The organism is Streptomyces sp. NPDC059861, assembly GCF_042731435.1.
Classification (GTDB): domain Bacteria; phylum Actinomycetota; class Actinomycetes; order Streptomycetales; family Streptomycetaceae; genus Streptomyces.
On the sequence record NZ_JBHWJQ010000013.1, the window covers coordinates 159,724 to 178,269 of the forward strand.

The following is an 18,546-nucleotide window of genomic DNA, read 5'->3' on the forward strand; positions in this document are numbered from 1 at the left end:
CGGCGGGGTAGTGCGATCAGGGACCCTAGGCGAGCGGGGTGGACACGTCGTGGACGGGCCGTGACACCTCGGCGGCGTGTACAGGGAGGGGACGCCGCGCCCGTCCGGGCGGGGGCTCCGCCGACGGCAGGCGGACCACCGCGTCCAGGCCGCCGGTCGCCGCCGGACGCAGCGTCACCTCACCGCCGCTGGCGTGGGCGAGACGCTGGACCAGCGACAACCCCAGGCCCGTACCGCCCTTCGGGGCGCCCGGGGCACGCCAGAAGCGGTCGAAGGCACGGACACGCTGATCGGCCGTCATACCAGGTCCCTCGTCGGTCACATGCAGGTCGACCCAGCAGGGGCGGCTGTCGCGCGGCGGGCGGCGGGCGGGGGCGTGCAGGCGCAACTCCACGGTGACGGTGCTGCCGGCGGGGGAGGCCCGCAGCGCGTTGGAGAGGAGGTTGTCCAGTATCTGCTCCACCGCTCCCGGGACCGCGAGGACCGGGCCCACGCTGCCGGCGAAGAGGACCAGCGAGACACCCTCCCGCTCGAACAGCGGCAGCCACGTGCGGTGCCGCTCCGCGCACACCTCGCCCACGCCGACCGGGCCGGGCAGGGCGGCCGCGTCCTCCTCCAGGCGGGCCATGGCCAGCAGGCCCTCCACCATCCGGGCGAGCCGGTCGGTCTCGGTGACGGCGGCGGCGAGACCGGGGCGGGCGCGCCGGGCGACAGCGGGTTCGAGGTTCTCCAGCCGCAGCCGCAGCGCCGCCAGCGGGGTCTTCAGCTGGTGGGACGCCTCGCCGGCGAAGGCTTGCTGGGCGGCCAGCAGATGTTCGAGGCGGAGCGCGGTGCGGTTGAAGACGGACGCCAGGCTGCGTACCTCCGGCGGCCCCGACGTGATGGGTACGCGGGCGGCGGGGCTGCCGTCGGCGAGCCGCTGCGCGGCCTCCTCCAGGCGGCGGATGGGGTGGCCGGCCCAGCGCGCGAACGCGAACGCCACCGCCCCGACCCCGGTGAGCACCGCGAGGCCGGCGAGGGCCAGCAGCAGCCACACCCGGCCCACGCGGTCGTGCACGGCGTCCGTCGGCAGGGTGATCAGTACGGCGCCCTGTGCCCGGCCGCGGTGTCCGACCGGTGCCGCGACCGACAGGTAGTGCACCCCTCGGGTCGTGGACGCGCGGACGTCCGTCGTGCCCCGGCCGCGCAGCGCGGCGGCGACCTCGGGACGGGCGGCGAGCGCGCGTTCCTGCCCGGCGGGGAGCGCGGGCGAGGCCGCCAGTACGGTGCCGTCCGCGGCCAGCACGACCACCTGCCCGCCGATGCGCTCGGCGCAGTGCCCGGCCCGCTGGACGAGTTCGTCCCGGCGCCCGGCGGCGAGCGACAGCTCGGCGAACGCCGCCACCGCGTCGGCCTCGCCGTTCGCTGCGGTGACGATCCGCTCCCGCTCGGCGCGCGAGTAGACGACGCCCAGCGGTATCTCCAGGCCCAGCAGCACCAGGCCGGCCAGGCTGAGGTAACTCAGCAGCAGCCGCCGGGTCATGACGGGCCCCGCGGGGCGCTCCGCTCCGGAGCCCGCACGGCCAGGCGGAAGCCGACGCCGCGCAGGGTCTGGATCCACGCCGTGCCGCCGAGCTTGCGGCGCAGCGTGGCCACGTGCACGTCCAGGGTTCTGGTCGGGCCGTCGTAGTGCTCGTCCCAGACCCGGTCGAGGATCTGCTGCCGTGAGTACACCGCCCCGGCGTCCTCGGAGAGCAGCGCCAGCAGCTCGAACTCCTTCGGCGTCAGCGCGACCGGCTCCTCGCCCACCCACACCTGCCGCGTCCGCCGGTCCACGACGAGCGGGCCGGGTGCGGCGCCGCCCGACTCGCCCTCGTACGGCGCCTCCTGGGGGACGGGGCCGGTGGTGTACGCGGCGGTCGCGACGGGCGTCGGCCGATGACGGCGCAGTACCGCCCTGATGCGGGCCACCAACTCCCGTACGCCGAACGGTTTCGCCAGGTAGTCGTCGGAGCCCAGCTCCAGCCCGAGCACCCGGTCGGCCTCCTCGCCGCGCGCGCTCAGGATGATGACGGGGACGTCGGAGGCCTGGCGGATGCCGCGGCAGACGTCGATGCCGTCCATGTCGGGCAGGCCGAGGTCCAGCAGGACGACGTCGCCGTACGGCCCCGCCAGGCCCTCGGCGCCGGTGGCGACGCGGTGGACCGTCAGCCCGAAGTGCCGCAGTCCGTCGGCGAGCGGTTCGGCGATCGTCTCGTCGTCCTCGATGAGCAGCACTCGTACGCCCATGACGTCCTGTCTCCCGGTGAAGGGGTTCACTGTGAAAGGGGCCCCGATGAATGTTTTCTCGGGGGTCGACACGCTACAAGAGAATGCACGGTCCGGGACGAGAGTTCGAGCCATTGTGAAATGGCCCTCAGAAACCGCTTTTATGCGGGGACTTGGTGTTCGTCTAACCTTCCTCTGCATGAGCGTCCCCTACGGTCGCAACGCCAGGTCGGAACCCATGCCAGGAGGCGTTATGAAGGCGTTGCTGGACCGTGCGCGGTCGTTCAAACGACGGGTCGACTTCGAGAGCGACGAATACCGGAAACTGGTCGTCGGGCAATTTCCCGACGCCCTGTTCATTACCTGCTCGGACTCGCGGGTGATTCCCGCGCTGATCACCGGAGCGCGGCCGGGAGAGATATTCGAGCTGCGAAATGCGGGCAACATCGTGCCGCCGCACGACGGGCACACGGCGGCCTCCGGCGAGGCGGCCACCATCGAGTACGCGCTCGAAGTCCTCGGCGTTCAGGACGTGGTGGTGTGTGGCCATTCCCACTGCGGGGCCATGGGCGCGATCACACATGGCGCCGACCTGTCCGGGCTGCCGCGGGTGGACGCGTGGCTCGACCATGCGCGGCCGGGGCTGCAGCCGGTGCTGTCCGGTGCGCGCACCGACGATCCGGCGCTGCGCGAGGTCGTCCAGCTCAACGTCCGCAACCAGCTCGACGTCCTGGGCGGCTATCCTGCCGTCGTCCGGCTGACCGGGGAGAAGCGGCTGCGGCTGCACGGCTGGTACTACGAGATCGGCACCGGCGCGGTCCACGAGCTGGACGAGGACGGCCGGTTCCGGGTGCACGGGTCATGAGCGGGGCGCACGCGCGGCGTACGACGGGATCCCGCACGGCGCGATCGGGTCGGGCCGGCAGGGCCGGTGACTCGGGTAAGCCCGGCAACTCCTGTAAGGCCGGCAGGCCCGATCTCGGCACCGAGATCACCGCATCGCTCGTCGTGTTCCTGGTCGCCCTGCCGCTGTGCATCGGCGTCGCCGTCGCCTCGGGCGTCCCGGCCGAACTGGGGATCATCTCCGGGGTCGTGGGCGGTCTGGTGGTCGGGGTGGTTCGGGGCAGCACCCTCCAGGTCAGCGGACCGGCCGCAGGACTCGCCGCCCTGGTCGCGGAGACCGTGCTCGAACACGGCCTGGCCATGCTCGGCGTGATCGTCCTCTTCTCCGGCGTCCTGCAGATCGTGCTGGGGCTGGTGAAGCTCGGCCGGATGTTCCAGGCGATCTCCCTCGCCGTCGTCCAGGGCATGCTCGCCGGCATCGGGCTGCCACTGATGTTCAGTCAGCTGTACCCGATGTCCGACGCAAAGGCCCCCGGCACCCCGATCGAGAACATCGCCGGCGTCCCCGGGCTGCTGGCCGGCGTCGCGGCCGACCCCCAGGCGATCGTCGCGGCGGGCCTCGGGGTCGCCACCATCGTGCTGAGCTTCGTCTGGAAGAAGGTGCCGGGCCCGGTGCGCAGGATCCCCGCCGCGCTCGTCGCCGTGGGCGTCGGCATCGCGGTCGCGGCGCTGCCGGGCGTCGACGTCAGGACGCTCCAGGTCGGGGACCTCGCGGACTCCGTCGACGTGCCGGGACCCGAGCAGTTCGCGGGTCTCGCCGACGCCGGGATCATCACCGCGATCCTGACGTTCACGGTGATCGCCTCGGCGGAGAGCCTGTTCACCGCGGCGGCCGTGGACCGGATGCACAGCGGCCCGCGCACCCGCTACAACACCGAGCTCGTCGCCCAGGGCGCGGGCAACACGCTGGCCGGCCTCCTCGGGGCGCTGCCCGTCACGGCGGTCGTCGCCCGCAGCTCGGCGAACGTCCAGGCGGGGGCGAAGACCCGCATTTCCCGCACCCTGCACGGCCTGTGGCTGCTGGCCTTCGCGCTGCTGCTGCCGCAGGTCCTCGCGCTGATCCCGATCTCGGTGCTCGCCGGGGTGCTGGTGCACAGCGGGTGGAAGCTGTTCGCGCCGCAGGAGTTCCCGAAGATGTGGCGGCAGGACCGGGGCGAGTTCGCCGTCATGGCGCTCACCACCCTCGTCATCACTGCCACCGCGCTGCTGGAGGGCGTCCTCATCGGCCTCGCGGCCGGGGTGGTGCTCGCCGCGCTGCGGATGTCCCAGGCGGTCGTGCGCCAGCACATCGAGGACGACACCGCCAGGGTCGTCATGGCGGGCAACGCCACGTTCCTGCGGCTGCCGCGTCTGATCGAGGCGCTGGAGCGGGCCGCCGCCGCGGGGAAACCGCGCATCCGGCTCGACCTGCTCGGGGTCACCCACCTCGACCACGCCTGCCGCACCCAGATCGACGAGTTCGTGGCACAGCAGCGGGGCGCCGGACTGCGGGTGGAGCTGCTGATGCCGGACCTGACGGCGTCGGGCACGAAGGTGCCGGACGCGGGTGGTGCGGGGGCGTCCGGTGTGCGGGGTTCGTCGGGCGCGGGTGGTGCCGGGGCGGGCGTCGCGGGTGCGGGCGTTCGCAGGGCGTCCGGTGTGCCGGAACCGGTGGGTGCGGGTGGTGCGTCCGGGGCGGAGGACGCGCAGGGGCCGTTGAGCGCGGGGGCCGGGGTGATGGAGACGCGGGCCGGGTCGATGGAGATGTGGGCCGGATCGATGGATACGCGGGACGGGCTGGTGGCGCGGCACGGCGTGGAGTTCGTGCCCGGGCCCACGGCCGAATGGTTCTACCTGGACACGAGCGCTCTCCCCGAGGCGGGCGACCGGGTGGGCTGAGGCGGTGCGCCCGCCGCGCGCCTCCCCCCGGCGCGGCGGGCGCGGCCGGCCACCACCTGCTCGCCGCCGATGGGTCCGCTCGCGAGCCCGTCCCCAAGTGGCCGGTGCGCACGCACCATTGACTTCCCGTGGCCGCGTTGGTTGGGTGGCTCATCCACTGAGTCACCGGGTCACCGAGGCGCACCACGGAGGAACCGCATGGAGGCACTGCCCCGCGACACGGTCGTCGACGTCCTGGAAGGGCGGTTGCGCGAGGACATCCTCGCCGGGCGGCACCCCGTCGGCAGCTATCTGCCACCGGAACGCCGGCTCGCCGACGGGTACGGCGTCAACCGCACCACCCTCAAGCACGCCTTCGGCCGTCTCGTCCAGGCGGGCCTGCTGGAGACCAAGCACGGCGTGGGCACCCGGGTACGGGACTTCGCGCGCCTCGGCGGTGCCGATCTGCTGCCCATGCTGGTGCGGCACAGCCCGGACTGGATCGGTGAGATCTTCGAAGTGCGCCGATCCATCGGCCAGTTGATCGCCGGGCAGGCCGCCACCCGGGCCACCGCGCAGGACCGCGCCCGACTGCGCGCCCTGCTCGACGCCGTGCGCGACGCCGACGGCGGCGAGGCCGTGCAGCTCGCGGACGTCGAGGTGCACCGGGCCCTGGCCCGCGCCACCGGCAACCGGGTCTACGTCCTGCTGACCAACACCCTCTTCAACGCCTACCTGCCGGTCCGGGCCGTCCTGGTCGGGCCCTTCACCGACGCCGAGGCCGCCCACGCGCGACTCGAGCCGGTGGTGGACGCCGTGGTGGCCGGTGACGAGGCCGGCGCACGGCAGGCGGCCGAGGCGTATCTGACCGCGACCGAGCGGATCATGCTGGAGGAACTCGCGTGACGGCCGGCCCGAACGCCCGCGCCGGAACCGGCACCGGTGCGCACCGGACACCGGGGACGCGCGGCACGACGTTCCGCGAGACGATGCTCGGCACGGTCCGGTTCGACGGCGAGGACCGCACCCGCCGGATCCGCCTCGACCTGCGGGTGGCGGCGGACCGGGTGCTGCGCCCCCTCGCGACGACCCCGGCACGGGCAACCGGACGCATACGGATCGCGCGCCTGTCCGACGACCCGCGGGCCCGGGGCGAGTTGGAGATCTCCCCGCTCGCCAGGCGCCGGATCCGCTACCGCCTGAGCTTCACCGCCGACGGCCGCGACCTCACCCTCGACGGCTGGAAGTCGGTGACCCCGCGCCGCCCGCTCACGTCGATGACCGTGCTGCCGTTCACCCTGTACGAGAACGGGACCCGAGTCGGCACCGGCACGCTGCGCTTTCCCCTCACGACCGGCCTGGCGCCGTTCCTCGCGAGCTTCCGCTTCCCCCGCCGCGAGGCCACGGACGCGCTCATCTCGCCCCGCTGGAAGGGGGAGCCGGGGCGCACCGAGGTCTGGTACACCACCCTGACCGATCCGGCCACCGGCACCGGACTGTGGCTGCACCACGAACTCACCGCACCCGCCGACGGTTCCCCGCCCTACGCCCACGGCTGGGCCGCGGCCTTCCCCGCGCACGGACCCGTGCGGCACGCCCGCTTCGGCCCGGCCCCGTGGGACCGGCCCGGCGACGGGTTCACGGCGGCGGGCGTGTCGGCCACCCCCGGACGGCTGACCGGATCGGCGGACACGTTCCGCTGGGACCTCTGCGAACGAGCCACCGGCGCACCGCTGTTCACCTTCCCGCGCTGGTCCTGGCGCCGCCCCCTGCTCCCCGCCGCCCAGATCCTGCCCGCCGCGCGCGCCGCCTACGACGGCACCTTCACCTTCGACGGCACCACCCTGACCCTCGACGGCGCCCCCGGCGGCTCGGCCCGCATCTACGGCCACGGCAACGCCCGCCGCTGGGCCTGGCTGCACGCCGACCTCGGCGGGGGCGACGTCCTGGAGGTCGTCGCCGCCGTGTCCATGCGGCCCGTGCTGCGCCGGCTGCCCCCGCTGGTGTTCCTGCGGCTGCGGCGCGACGGCGGCACCTGGCCGCGTCGTCCGGAGCGCGGCGCGATCGGCTGGGCGGGCCTCGGCCGGTTCCGCGCCGAAGTGGGCCTGCCCACCTGGACCGTGACCGGCCGCGCCGGGCTCCGCCGTATCCGGGTCGAGGTCACCCAGCCCGCGGACCGCACCCTCGCGCTCGACTACACCGACCCGGACGGCGCCCCCGCCCTCTGCCGCAACAGCGAACGCGCCGACGCCCACGTCCTGCTGGAGCGCCGGTGGTGGCCGGGCGGCTGGCGCACCGAGGCCGAGTGGCACCTGGACGGCACGGCCCACGCGGAAGTGGGCACCCGATGAGCCTCACCGGATTCGTCGCCGCGCTGCTCGCCGACGACGGCACCGACCCCTGGTCCGCCCGTGTGCCCGCCCGCCTCGACCGCGTTCTCGACTCGATGCCGCTTCCCGCCCGCTGCGGCGTACGGGCCGCCGCGCTCGCCGTCGACGCCTACGCCCTGGCCCGCACGGGGCGCTCCCTGGCCGGCCTCACCCCCGGCGAGCGGGAGGCGGTGCTCGCCGGCCTGGGCGCGCACCGTGCGCTGCTCCCGCTCCTCGACGTGCTCAAGGTGCCCGTCCTGCTGGCGGCCGGTACCGAGCGCCTGCTCCAGGACGGGGCGAGGCCCACCGCGCCGGCGCCCGCCGATCCACCGCTCGACTGCACGCCCGCCGGCGCCTGGCCCGCCCGCTCCACCGCCGACGCCGTCGTCATCGGCTCCGGCGCGGGCGGCGCCGTGGCGGCCCGCACCCTGGCCCGCGCCGGGCTCGCCGTCGTCGTACTGGAGGAGGGACACCACCATTCCACCGCCTCGTTCGGCAGGCGTGCCCCGCTGGACCGGTTCGCCGAGCTCTACCGCGACGGAGGTGCCACCGTCGCCCTCGGCGACCCGCCGCTGCTGCTGCCCGTCGGCCGGGCGGTCGGCGGGACCACCGTGGTCAACTCCGGCACCTGCTACCGCACCCCGGGCCACGTACTGATCCGCTGGACCCGCGACTTCGGCTTCGCGCTCGCCGAACGTCTCGGGCCCTGCCTCGACGAGGCCGAGCGCACCCTGCGCGTCGGCCGTCAGCCCCTCGACGTGCTCGGCACCAACGGGCGGCTCGCGCTGGCCGGCGCGCAGAAGCTCGGCTGGCGGGCCGCGCCGCTGCGGCGCAACGCGCCCGGCTGCAAGGGGTCCTGCCAGTGCGTGGTGGGCTGCCCGACCGGTGCCAAGCAGAGCGTCCAGCTCTCCGTCCTGCCCGACGCCTGTGCCGCCGGGGCACGCGTCGTGACCGGCGCACGGGTACGCCGGATCCTCGTGGACGGCGACCGGCCCGGCGGGCCGCGCGCGGCGGGCGTGCGCGTAGGACGGGACGGCGGGGGGGAGTTCGAGATCCTGGCACCGCTCGTGGTCGTGGGCGCGGGCGCCCTCCAGTCGCCGCCGTTGCTGCGGCGCTCCGGCCTCGGCGGCCATCCGCGGCTCGGCCGCAACCTCAGCGTCCATCCGGCCACAAGCGTCGCCGGGCGGTTCGCCGAACCGGTCATTGCCTGGGAGGGCGTACTGCAGAGCGCCGGAGTCGAGGAGCACCACGACGACGGGATCCTGATCGAGGCCACGGCCACGCCGCCGGGCATGGGTTCCTTCGTCCTGCCGGGCCTGGGCGGGCAGTTGCGGCGCGAGCTGGCCGACGCGGGGCAGCTCGCCACGCTCGGCGCGATGATCGCCGACCGCCCTTCCGGCCGGGTCCTGGGCCGCGAGCGCACGCTGCTCCGCTACGACCTGGACCCACGGGACGCGGGTCGGCTGATGCGGGCCGTGCGCGCCATGGGCGAGCTGCTGTTCGCCGCGGGCGCCGAGGAGGTCCTCACCGGCATCCCCACCGCTCCCCGCGCCCGCACCCTCGCCGATCTGGACGCCGTCCTCGCCGGGGTGAGCGCGCGCCGACTGCATCTGTCGGCCTACCACCCCACCGGCACGGTGGCCGCGGGCGCCGACGCGGAGCGTGCCCCGGCCGACCCGGTGGGGCGGCTCCGGGGCGTGGACGGCGTGCTGATCGCCGACGCGTCCCTGCTGCCGAGCTGCCCCGAGGTGAACCCGCAGCTGAGCATCATGGCCGCGGCACTGGCGGTCACCGGGGCCTGGCTGGAGCGGTGAGCCGGATCACGGGAGGGGAGCCGTCCCCTCCCGTTCAGGCCGCCCGTACCTCGTACGTCCGAACCCGTACCGTCTCGTCGTCCAGGCACTGCCCGGACAGCAGGTCGAAACGCTGCTTGAGCAGCGGGGAGGCGACGAACGGGCGGCCCTGGTGGGTGCCGGTCAGGCCCCGGGACAGGACCGCCGCGCCGGTGAACGGGTCGCGGTTGCCGATGGCGTACAGGCCGCCCGCACGGTCGCGGAAGACGGCGACCTGGTCGCCGTCCGGCAGCAGCGCCGCCACTCCCCGGCCGGGCAGGAGCCGGTGCAGGTCGCAGACCGTGAACCAGCCGTCGGCCAGTCGGAGTTCGATCACGAGGTCGGTCGTCTCGGGTGCCAGGGTCATCGCTGGGCGCTTCCTTCCAGGACGTCTGCCGCTCGGGGCAGGCCGATCGACAGCAGCGGCAGGTCGGGCTTGATCTGGTCGCGTTCGGGGACGAAGGCGACGACCGGGTCGGGGGTGTCGGGCGCGTTCACGAAGGAGACGAAACGGGCCAGCTTCTCCGGGTCGCCGATGGTCTGCGCCCACTCGTCGCGGTAGTGCGCGACGTGCGCCGCCATCAGCCGCTCCAGTTCGTCGCAGATGCCGAGGGAGTCCTCGACCACCACCTCGCGCACGTGCTCCAGGCCGCCGGGGACGCGCTCCAGCCATGTCGACGTGCGCTCCAGGCGGTCCGCCGTGCGGATGTAGAACATCAGGAAGCGGTCGATCAGGCGGATCAGCTCGGCGTCCGACAGGTCCTGCGCCAGCAGGTCCGCGTGGCGGGGAGTCGCCCCGCCGTTGCCGCCGACGTAGAGGTTCCAGCCGTTCGACGTGGCGATCACGCCGAAGTCCTTCGACTGGGCCTCCGCGCACTCCCGGGCGCAGCCGGAGACCGCCGACTTGAGCTTGTGCGGGGAGCGCAGGCCCCGGTAGCGCAGTTCCAGGTCGATCGCCATCCTGACCGAGTCCTGGACGCCGTACCGGCACCAGGTCCGCCCCACACAGGACTTCACGGTGCGCAGGGACTTTCCGTACGCGTGGCCCGACTCGAAGCCCGCGTCCACCAGGCGGGTCCAGATCAGCGGCAGCTGCTCGACGCGCGCGCCGAACATGTCGATGCGCTGGCCTCCGGTGATCTTCGTGTAGAGGCCGAAGTCGCGGGCGATCTCGCCGATGACGATCAGCTTCTCCGGGGTGATCTCACCGCCGGGGATCCGGGGGACGACGGAGTACGAGCCGTTCTTCTGGAGGTTGGCGAGGAAGTGGTCGTTGGTGTCCTGAAGGGCCGCCTGCTCGCCCTCCAGGACATGGCCGCTCGCGCCGATCGCCGGGGCGAGCGAGGCGATGATCGAGGCGACCGCCGGCTTGCAGACCTCGCAGCCGTCGCCACCCCGGGCGTCCTTGCGGCCGTAGCGGTCCAGGAGGTCCTGGTACGACGTGACGCGCAGCGCGAGCACGATCTCGTACAGCTCCTCGCGGGTCTGCCCGAAGCAGCCGCACAGGCCCTTGTCGACCTCGACGCCGCTCGCCTCCAGCTCGGCGGTGACCAGCTGGCCGAGCACCTTGACGCAACTGCCGCAGCCCGTCCCGGCCTTGGTGCACTTCTTGACCTCGGGAACGGTCACGCACCGGTGGTCCGTCACCGCGCCCCGGACGGTGCCCTTGGTGACGTTGTGGCAGGAGCAGATCACCGCGTCGTCGGGGAGCGCGGACGGTCCGAGCTGGGCGCCGCCGCCGGAACCGGCCGGCAGGACCAGGGACTCGGGGGCGACGGGCGGGACCGAGCCGGTGAGGGCTCGCAGGGTGCCGTACGCCTCCGCGTCGCCCACCAGGACGCCGCCGAGCAGCGTGCCGTCGCGGCCGATGACGAGCTTCTTGTACAGGCCGCTGCGGGAGTCGGAGTAGACGACGTCGAGGCAGTCGCCGGCGGTGCCGTGCGCGTCGCCGAAGGAGGCCACGTCCACGCCGAGCAGCTTGAGCTTGGTGGAGAGGTCGGCGCCGACGAAGGAGGCCTCGTCGGCCGCGATCGTCGCCGCCGCCGTCGCGGCCTGCTCGTAGCCGGGGGCGACCAGGCCGTACACCCGGCCGTCCACCGCCTGCGCGCACTCGCCGATCGCGAACACGTGCGGGTCGGTCACCGTGCGGCACCGCTCGTCGACGGTGATGCCGCCGCGCTCACCGACCGCCAGAGCGCAGTCGCGCGCCAGCTGGTCGCGGGGCCGGACGCCGGCGCTGAACACCACCATGTCGACGGCGAGTTCGCTGCCGTCGGAGAGCCGCATGCCGGTGACGGCACCCCCGGCGTCCGTGACGATCTCCTGCGTCCCCGTGCCGGTGTGGACCGTCAGGCCCATGCCCTCGATGGTGCGCAGCAGCGCCGCGCCGCCGCCCTCGTCGACCTGCACCGGCATCAGCCGGGGGGCGAACTCCACGATGTGGGTGGACAGTCCGAGGCCCTGGAGGGCACCCGCGGCCTCAAGACCGAGCAGCCCGCCGCCGACCACCGCGCCGACCCGGGCCCCGCCCTTGGCGTACGCCTCGATGGCGAGGAGGTCCTCGATCGTGCGGTACACGAAACAGCCGGCCGCGTCCTTGCCGGGGACCGGCGGGACGAAGGGGTAGGAGCCGGTGGCGAGGACCAGGACGTCGTACGCGAAGACCTCTCCCGAGCGCGCCGTGACCGTGCGGGCCGCGCGGTCGATCGTCTCCGCCGGGTCACCGAGGCGCAGGTCGATGCCGTGCTTGTCGAGGAACTCCCCGTCGGTCAGGGAGAGGTCCTCGGGGGTCCGGCCCGAGAAGTACGAGGTCAGCTGGACGCGGTCGTAGGCGGGACGCGGCTCCTCACAGAGCACGACCACGCGGTGCGTGCTGGTCAGGCCGCGCTCGGCGAGCGCTTCGAGGAAGCGCTGGCCGACCATGCCATGGCCGACGAGCACGATCGTGGGGGTGTCTGCGGACATTCAGGAGCCTCCGTCGTGGGTGAGCAGGTGGAGCAGGGGGCCGTCGCCGGGGAGCGGCTCCGCCCCCTCCCAGGCGCGGGCGAGGGCGCCGACGGTGCCGAGCTCGCCGACCAGGACCCCGCCGACCAGCCGGTCGTCGCGGACGACGACCTTCCGGTAGGTGCCCCGGGTGGCGTCGGCGAGCTGCACGACGTCGTCCCCCGGGCGGGGGTGCGTCTCCCCGAACGCGGCCAGGTCGAAGGGGGCGAGGCCGGCGGGGTCCCGGCCGGCGAGGGTGAGGCGCGTCAGGGCGCGGGTGCCGCTGTAGCGGGCGGTGGAGCTGCCGGTCAGCAGCCCGGCGAGGATGTCGGCCTGGTCGAGCGCGGGGGTCGCGAGGCCGTACAGGGTGCCGTCGTGCTGGGCGCAGTCGCCGATCGCGTGGATGTGCGGGTCGGAGGTGCGCAGCTCGTCGTCGACGAGGACGCCCTCGCCGACCGCGAGCCCGGCCGCCCGGGCGAGCCCCACGCGGGGGCGGACGCCGCAGGCCATGACCACGAGGTCGGCGTCGAGGGCGTAGCCGTCGGCCAGCTCGACCGAGCGGACCGCACCGGCGACGACCCGCACGCCCCGCACCCGGCACTCGGTGTGCACCTCGACGCCGAGGTCCTTCAGATGGCGCCCGACCAGCCGGGAGGCGGCCGGGTCGAGCTGACGCTCCATGAGCCGCTCGGACTGCTGGGCGAGCACGACCTGGGCCCCGCGCACGGCGAGCGCACGGGCGGCGGAGACCCCGAGGAGCCCGCCGCCGATGACGACGGCGCGCGCGGAGGGCCGGACCGCCTTGGACAGCCCCAGGCAGTCGTCCATGGTGCGGAACGCGTGGACGCCCTCCGGCAGCTCGTGGCCGCCAGGGGTGAACAGGCCGCGCAGGGGCGGCAGCACCGGGTTGGAGCCGGTGGCCAGGACCAGCGTGCCGTAGGGGATCACCGAGCCGTCCGCGCAGCGCACGGTCCGCGCCTCACGGTCGATGCCGGTCACCCTCGCGCGGAGCGGCTCCGCCGGGGCGGTGAGGCCCGGCAGGGCGATCACGTCCGGCTCGTACCGGCCGGCCAGCACCTCGGCGAGCAGGACCCGGTTGTACGGGCGGTGCTCCTCCTCGCCGACGAGCAGCGCGGGCGCGCCCAGCTCACCGAGCCGCCGGGCGAGCCGTACGCCCGCGAGGCCGGAGCCGATCACCACCACACGCGTATTCGAGGTCATGCATCGCAGCGTGCGGGGCGGGTGTTACCCGGCGGCATCACGTCTGTTTCCCACCGGGAACGCTGCCCTCAGCGGGGGCGGGGGGTGGGTGTGAGGGCTCCACCGGTGGGGCGGGGGGCCCGGGATAGGGTCGCGATCATGCCCGACATACCCCTGGCCATGGTCGCCGCCCTGTGCCTCGCCGCCCTCGCGGCCGGCTGGATCGACGCCGTGGTCGGCGGGGGAGGCCTGCTGCTCCTGCCCGTCCTGCTGCTGGGGCTTCCCGCCGGCACCCCGGCCGCGTACGCGCTCGGCACCAACAAGGCCGTCGCCATCGTCGGCACGACCGGCGCCGCCGTGACGTACGCCCGCAAGGCACCCGTGGACGTCCGCACGGCGATCCGTATCGGCCTCGCCGCCCTCGCGGGCTCCTCGGGCGGCGCCTTCTTCGCGGCCGGGATGAGCACGGAGGTGCTCAAGCCGCTGATCATGGTGGTGCTGCTCGCCGTGGCGACCTTCGTGATCCTGAGGCCCGCCTTCGGCACGGCCCCGGCGCCGGGCCCGGTCACCCGGCGCCGCGTCCTCGCCGCGATCGGCCTCGCGGGCCTGGGCATCGGCTTCTACGACGGCCTGATCGGCCCCGGCACCGGCACGTTCCTGGTTCTCGCCCTGACCGCGGTGCTCCACCTCGACCTGGTCACCGCCTCCGCCACCGCGAAGATCGTCAACTGCTGCACCAACGCCGGCGCCCTCGCGACCTTCGCCTGGCAGGGCACCGTGCTGTGGCAGCTGGCGGCGGTGATGGCCGTGTTCAACCTCGCGGGCGGCACCCTGGGCGCCCGCACCGCGCTGAAGAAGGGCAGCGGATTCGTCCGGGTCGTGCTCCTCACGGTGGTGTTCGCGCTGGTGGCGAACCTGGCCTACGACCAGTGGGTGGCCTAGCCGGCGTTCCCGGCGACGAGCAGCTCGATCACCCCGGTGGTGAGTACTCGCTGACCTCGCGTGGCGAGGCGCTGAACGAGGCGCTTGCGCCGCTCGGCGCATGGGGGAAGGCCAACGAGCTCGCCGGGGCCACGGGAGGAGTCACGCGCTCCCCGTGAGATGGGCGAACACCACGACGTTGCCCTGGTAGCCGGTGCTGCGTGAGTAGCCGCCGCCGCAGGTGATCACCCGCAGCTCGGGCCGGGCCGCCGCGCCGTACACCTTCTCGTCGGGGAAGTTCTTGGCGTCGTACACCTCGATCGCGTCCACCTGGAACCGGGCCACGCTGCCGTCCCTGCGGTCCACCTCGATGGCGCTGCCGCGCTTGAGGGCGCCGAGGCGGTAGAAGACGGCGGGTCCCTCGGAGTTGTCGACGTGCCCGGCGACGATGGCGGTGCCGGTCTCTCCGGGCGTGGTGCCGGCCTCGTACCAGCCGGCGAGGTTCTTGTGCGCGGCGGGCGGCACGTCGAGGCTGCCGGCGCGGGTCAGGCCGAGGCCCATCACGGGCGCGTTCACGCGGATCTCGGGGATGCGGATGCGGTCCGGCGGGGACGGCGGCAGCCCCGGCGCCGCGGACTGCCGCAGGGCCGGGCCGATCTGCGCCTCGGCGGCCGACGGCTGCGGCGGGGGTGCGTCACGCCCGGTGAGCAGCCACGCGCCGGCGCACAGGGCGAAGACGGTGACGCCGGCTATCGCGACGTCGCCGGTGTTGCCGTACCTGCCCATGTCGGCCTCCCAGCTCGACTGTTCCACCCGTTCCCCCTCCGGGCCGCGAGGGGCGTCGGACCCGGAGGGGGTGGGGACTTGCGGTACCGGCGGACGGACAGCGGAGGGTGTCCGTCAGATCCCGTCGCCTCTCGCCCGGCGATGCAGGAGCCAGGTACCGCCCGCGCCGGCGACGGCGAGAGCCGCCACGCCGGCCGCGGTCTGCACGGGGTCGGAGCCCAGAGCGCCGCCGACCCCCGTCTTCACAATTCCTCTGGGGTGCACATAACCCCGCGCCGATTCCATGACGACCACCAGGTCGCCGCGGACCTCCGGGCCGCCCCCGGGGCACTTGGCGACGATCTCGTACGTCCCCGGCTGCGCGCTCGGCGGCACCCGGAACTGCCCGATCGCGTCGCCCTCGTGCGTACTGGGCGCCAGCGTGAAGCGCCCGGCCCCCACCGCGCTGGCGTCGCCCTCCGCCGTGCCGTCCTTCCCGCAGGCCGTGGTGTTCACGGTGACGTCGCCGCCGGGCACCGCGGTGGACGGGAAGATCTCCAGGTGTCCGCCGTCCGCGCCGTACACGGGCGCGTCGAGCGACCCCGCGGTGGCGACGGCGAGTGCCGTACCGATCAGCAGACGGGCGGTGCGTCGCATCGATGCTCCTCACGAGCTCTCCGGCGGGCCACGGCCCGCGGCACCCCCATGTGCCGCCGTCGGTCGCACCCCTGCACTTCCGAGGTAAAGCGCAGGACGACGAGCCCGCCTGCTGAGGGCCCGTCAGATTCACGGTGAACGGGTGCCCCGGGGTGCCTGCGGCCCGCGTGTTCGACCCCGTTTCAGCAGGTCACGGTCTTTGGGCCGGCACCGTGGGGAAAAGAATCCGAAGGGCGCAGGCAGGAGGATGAACGGGTGACCAGGCCCCGGAGACACGCCCTGGGGAGCTTGACCTCGGCCTTGGCCGAGGTACGGGGCCCGCGCCGGCTCAGGGCTTCAGGCGCCGGGCCGGTGCCCTGACCGGGCTCTTCCGCGCGACCAGCAGTTCCCGGCGGAGGAGCTTCATGGGGTTGAGCGTCCAAGAGGGCGCGATCGGCGCCCACGGTGGGCGAAACAGCGAGGCCGGCCGCCTCGAGGACGAGTCGGGGACGACTCGGGATACGACCGGCCTCACCGCGGTGGCGCTGCTCAGCCCACGTTCACCGCGCTCCAGGCCGCCCCCACGGCCGCGTACTCGGCGCTGTCCGCCCCGTACAGATCCCCCGCCGCCTTCAGGGTCGCCGTCCGCGCCCCCGCGTAGTCCGTCGACGAGGTCATGTACACCGTGAGCGCCCGGTACCAGATCGCGCCCAGCTTGGCCCGGCCGACGCCCTTGACCGTCGAGCCGTCGCAGGTGTCGGAGTCGTGGGCCGCGCCGTTGATCGCCTTGGCGCCGCTGCCCTCCGCCAGCAGATACGCGAAGTGGTTGCCGATGCCGGAGGAGTAGTGGACGTCGAGGCTGCCGGCGGTGGCGGTCCAGCAGTCGGCCGAGAGGCCGTCGCGCGAGGGGCGGTCCATGTGGCGCAGCGCCTCCCGCCCGAAGCCCTCGCGCACGACCTTCTCGCCGATCAGCCAGTCACCCTTGTCGGACCCGTTGCCCGCGTGGAACTCGACCAGCGTGCCGAAGATGTCGGAGGTGGACTCGTTCAGCCCGCCGGACTCGCCGGAGTACGTCAGCGCGGCCGTCTTGGAGGTCACGCCGTGCGCCATCTCGTGGCCGGTGATGTCGAGGGACACCAGCGGCCCCATGTTCGTGCCGTCACCGTCGCCGTACGTCATGCAGAAGCAGGTGTCGTCCCAGAAGGCGTTGGCGTAGCGGGTGCCGTAGTGCACCCGGTTGTACGAGCCCTTGCCGTCGCCCGCGATGCCGTTGCGCCCGTGGACGTCGTGGAAGTAGTCCCAGGTGGTGTCGGTCCCGTACTGGGCGTCCACCGCCGCCGAGACCCGGTCCGTCGTCGTGCCGTCGCCCCACTGGTTGTCGGCGTCGGTGAAGACGGTCGAGGGCGCGCGCACGACACAGATGGTGCCGAGGAGACACAGGTCGGACCGGTTCGCGGCGTCACCGGTGTACGTGCCGCCCCGCGTCGGGTCCGTCAGCTGGTACGACGATCCCGTGGCCGTCGTCTCCAGCGGCACCGTCCCGCCGTACAGCGAACGCCCCTCGCCCGACGCCGACTCCAGGGTGTCCCAGGCATCGATCTGCGCGCCGCTGCGGGCGTCCGTCAGCACCGTGCGGGCGACCGGGTTGCCCCGCCCGTCCAGCGCCACCGCGTTGGTCCGCCACGCCAGCTTCGGGGTGCCGTGCAGGGCGTCGACGACCAGCTCCGGCTTGGCCGTCAACCGCTTCAGCGCCTCGCCGAGACGCGTGGCACGCAGGGAGTTGGCGGCGTGGTCGGCGGCCTTCGGGGCGGAGAGGAGGGGCGTGACGGACGGCAGGGACAGGGTGCCCCGGGTGGCCCGGCTCGCCCCGCGGTAGCTGCCGTCCGGCGCCAGGTGCACCACGAAGTCGCCTCCGAGGACGGGCAGTTGCTGGTAGGTGCGGTCGTAGCGGACGTGCTGGGTGCCGTCCTGGTCGACGATCACGTCCCGGACCCGCGTGCCCTGGGCGGCGGTCAGGCCCAGGGCGCCGGCCTGCTGCGCGAGCGCCACGGCCGCGTTCTCGACCGCCTGGTCCCGGGTGGGCCGCTCGGCCGCGCCCGCGGTGGTGGGGAAGAGGGCGGCGGCCAGCAGTGCGGCGGTGGCGGCGGTGACGGCGAGGCGGGAAGCTCGCGCGTGCCGTATTCGACTCATCGGTCTCCTCGGGAAGGCGCCGAAGTGGGGGGCGGCGCAGACGTTCACCGAGGTTTACGCGATCATGACTTGTCATGTCCATAGGCGTCCGGTGTGGGTGTGTGAGGGGTGAGAATCGTTTCTGTGACCCTCCCGTTCTTCGTCTACGGCACCCTCCGCCCCGGTGAGCCCCACCACGCCACGTTCCTGCGCGGCCGCACGCACACCGAGGAACCGGCCCGCCTCACGGGCGCGGTGCTCCACGACGGCCCGGGCTGTCCGTACGCCGTGGAGGAGCCCGGCTCGGTGGTGGTCGGCGAACTGATCACGCCCCTGCCGGACGCCTACGGCGAACTCCTGGCCGCGCTCGACCGGTTGGAGGAGTACGCCCCCGGAGACGCCCGCAACCTCTACGAGCGCGTCGCCCGCGAGGTCGTCCGGGACACCGACGGCGCGACGGTGCGGGCCTGGGTGTACGTCGCCGCCCCCGCGGTCGCCGCCCGGCTGCGGGCCCGGGGCGAGCCGGTCGAGGGCGGGGACTGGCGGGCGCGGGGGTGAGTCCGGCGAGGCCTAGGTGTATTGATCACGAGCGTTGTTAACGCTTGGTGCTCGGGTTGCTTAACGGCGAAGACCTCCGGTGTGGTGGAGCTGTCTAGGACTGCACC

Annotated in this window: 15 protein-coding genes; 7 read left to right on the forward strand and 8 right to left on the reverse strand. The window is 74.0% G+C overall.

The genetic code is table 11. The features are described from left to right. Positions 1 to 25: 25 nt before the first annotated feature. Positions 26 to 1,522, reverse strand: a complete 1,497-nt coding sequence (locus tag ACFV6X_RS14705) for an ATP-binding protein (RefSeq protein WP_385382654.1) — start codon at positions 1,520 to 1,522, stop codon at positions 26 to 28. Further along, positions 1,519 to 2,268 carry a response regulator transcription factor gene (locus tag ACFV6X_RS14710; RefSeq protein ID WP_385382657.1) on the reverse strand — a complete coding sequence of 250 codons (750 nt, stop codon included), beginning with the start codon at positions 2,266 to 2,268 and terminating at the stop codon, positions 1,519 to 1,521. The genes ACFV6X_RS14705 and ACFV6X_RS14710 overlap by 4 nt, the downstream gene beginning before the upstream one ends. Positions 2,269 to 2,500: 232 nt before the next feature. Between ACFV6X_RS14710 and ACFV6X_RS14715 the strand changes: the two genes are divergently transcribed. The 5 genes from ACFV6X_RS14715 (at position 2,501) to ACFV6X_RS14735 (ending at position 9,190) form a co-directional block, all read left to right on the forward strand. After that, entirely contained in the window at positions 2,501 to 3,112 is a 612-nt protein-coding gene (locus ACFV6X_RS14715; protein ID WP_385382660.1) for a carbonic anhydrase, read from the forward strand. Next, positions 3,109 to 5,028: a SulP family inorganic anion transporter gene (locus tag ACFV6X_RS14720; RefSeq protein WP_385382663.1), complete on the forward strand. Its 1,920-nt coding sequence runs from the start codon at positions 3,109 to 3,111 to the stop codon at positions 5,026 to 5,028. The genes ACFV6X_RS14715 and ACFV6X_RS14720 overlap by 4 nt, the downstream gene beginning before the upstream one ends. Positions 5,029 to 5,226: 198 nt before the next feature. Beyond that, complete coding sequence (locus ACFV6X_RS14725; protein WP_385382666.1) at positions 5,227 to 5,913, forward strand: FadR/GntR family transcriptional regulator; 687 nt, start codon at positions 5,227 to 5,229, stop codon at positions 5,911 to 5,913. Beyond that, on the forward strand, positions 5,910 to 7,358 hold the full coding sequence (locus ACFV6X_RS14730; protein WP_385382669.1) for a hypothetical protein: 1,449 nt from the start codon (positions 5,910 to 5,912) through the stop codon (positions 7,356 to 7,358). The genes ACFV6X_RS14725 and ACFV6X_RS14730 overlap by 4 nt, the downstream gene beginning before the upstream one ends. After that, complete coding sequence (locus tag ACFV6X_RS14735; protein ID WP_385382672.1) at positions 7,355 to 9,190, forward strand: GMC family oxidoreductase N-terminal domain-containing protein; 1,836 nt, start codon at positions 7,355 to 7,357, stop codon at positions 9,188 to 9,190. The genes ACFV6X_RS14730 and ACFV6X_RS14735 overlap by 4 nt, the downstream gene beginning before the upstream one ends. A 34-nt stretch (positions 9,191 to 9,224) precedes the next feature. Here the strand turns inward: ACFV6X_RS14735 and nirD are convergent, their stop codons facing one another. The 3 genes from nirD to ACFV6X_RS14750 are packed head-to-tail and all read right to left on the reverse strand — an operon-like array spanning position 9,225 to position 13,411. Next, positions 9,225 to 9,575, reverse strand: a complete 351-nt coding sequence (gene nirD, locus ACFV6X_RS14740) for a nitrite reductase small subunit NirD (protein WP_385382674.1) — start codon at positions 9,573 to 9,575, stop codon at positions 9,225 to 9,227. Beyond that, on the reverse strand, positions 9,572 to 12,172 hold the full coding sequence (nirB, locus tag ACFV6X_RS14745) for a nitrite reductase large subunit NirB (protein WP_385382677.1): 2,601 nt from the start codon (positions 12,170 to 12,172) through the stop codon (positions 9,572 to 9,574). Before nirB ends, nirD begins: the two co-directional genes overlap by 4 nt. After that, a complete protein-coding gene (locus ACFV6X_RS14750; protein ID WP_385382680.1) occupies positions 12,173 to 13,411 on the reverse strand; it encodes an NAD(P)/FAD-dependent oxidoreductase in 1,239 nt (412 codons plus the stop codon). A gap of 138 nt (positions 13,412 to 13,549) precedes the next feature. Between ACFV6X_RS14750 and ACFV6X_RS14755 the strand changes: the two genes are divergently transcribed. Further along, a complete protein-coding gene (locus tag ACFV6X_RS14755) occupies positions 13,550 to 14,332 on the forward strand; it encodes a sulfite exporter TauE/SafE family protein (protein WP_385382682.1) in 783 nt (260 codons plus the stop codon). Between the two features lie 141 nt (positions 14,333 to 14,473). On the opposite strand, the gene ACFV6X_RS14760 is transcribed toward ACFV6X_RS14755, so the two are convergent. The 3 genes from ACFV6X_RS14760 to ACFV6X_RS14770 all read right to left on the reverse strand — a co-directional run bounded on the left by ACFV6X_RS14760 (position 14,474) and on the right by ACFV6X_RS14770 (position 17,902). Continuing rightward, positions 14,474 to 15,097: a class F sortase gene (locus ACFV6X_RS14760; protein WP_385382707.1), complete on the reverse strand. Its 624-nt coding sequence runs from the start codon at positions 15,095 to 15,097 to the stop codon at positions 14,474 to 14,476. Between the two features lie 114 nt (positions 15,098 to 15,211). Then, positions 15,212 to 15,733: a hypothetical protein gene (locus tag ACFV6X_RS14765; protein WP_385382685.1), complete on the reverse strand. Its 522-nt coding sequence runs from the start codon at positions 15,731 to 15,733 to the stop codon at positions 15,212 to 15,214. Between the two features lie 528 nt (positions 15,734 to 16,261). Then, complete coding sequence (locus ACFV6X_RS14770) at positions 16,262 to 17,902, reverse strand: M4 family metallopeptidase (protein WP_385382688.1); 1,641 nt, start codon at positions 17,900 to 17,902, stop codon at positions 16,262 to 16,264. A 123-nt stretch (positions 17,903 to 18,025) separates the two neighbouring features. Here ACFV6X_RS14770 and ACFV6X_RS14775 point away from each other — a divergent pair, with 123 nt between their 5' ends. Continuing rightward, positions 18,026 to 18,439: a gamma-glutamylcyclotransferase family protein gene (locus tag ACFV6X_RS14775; protein ID WP_385382691.1), complete on the forward strand. Its 414-nt coding sequence runs from the start codon at positions 18,026 to 18,028 to the stop codon at positions 18,437 to 18,439. Positions 18,440 to 18,546 lie beyond the last annotated feature (107 nt).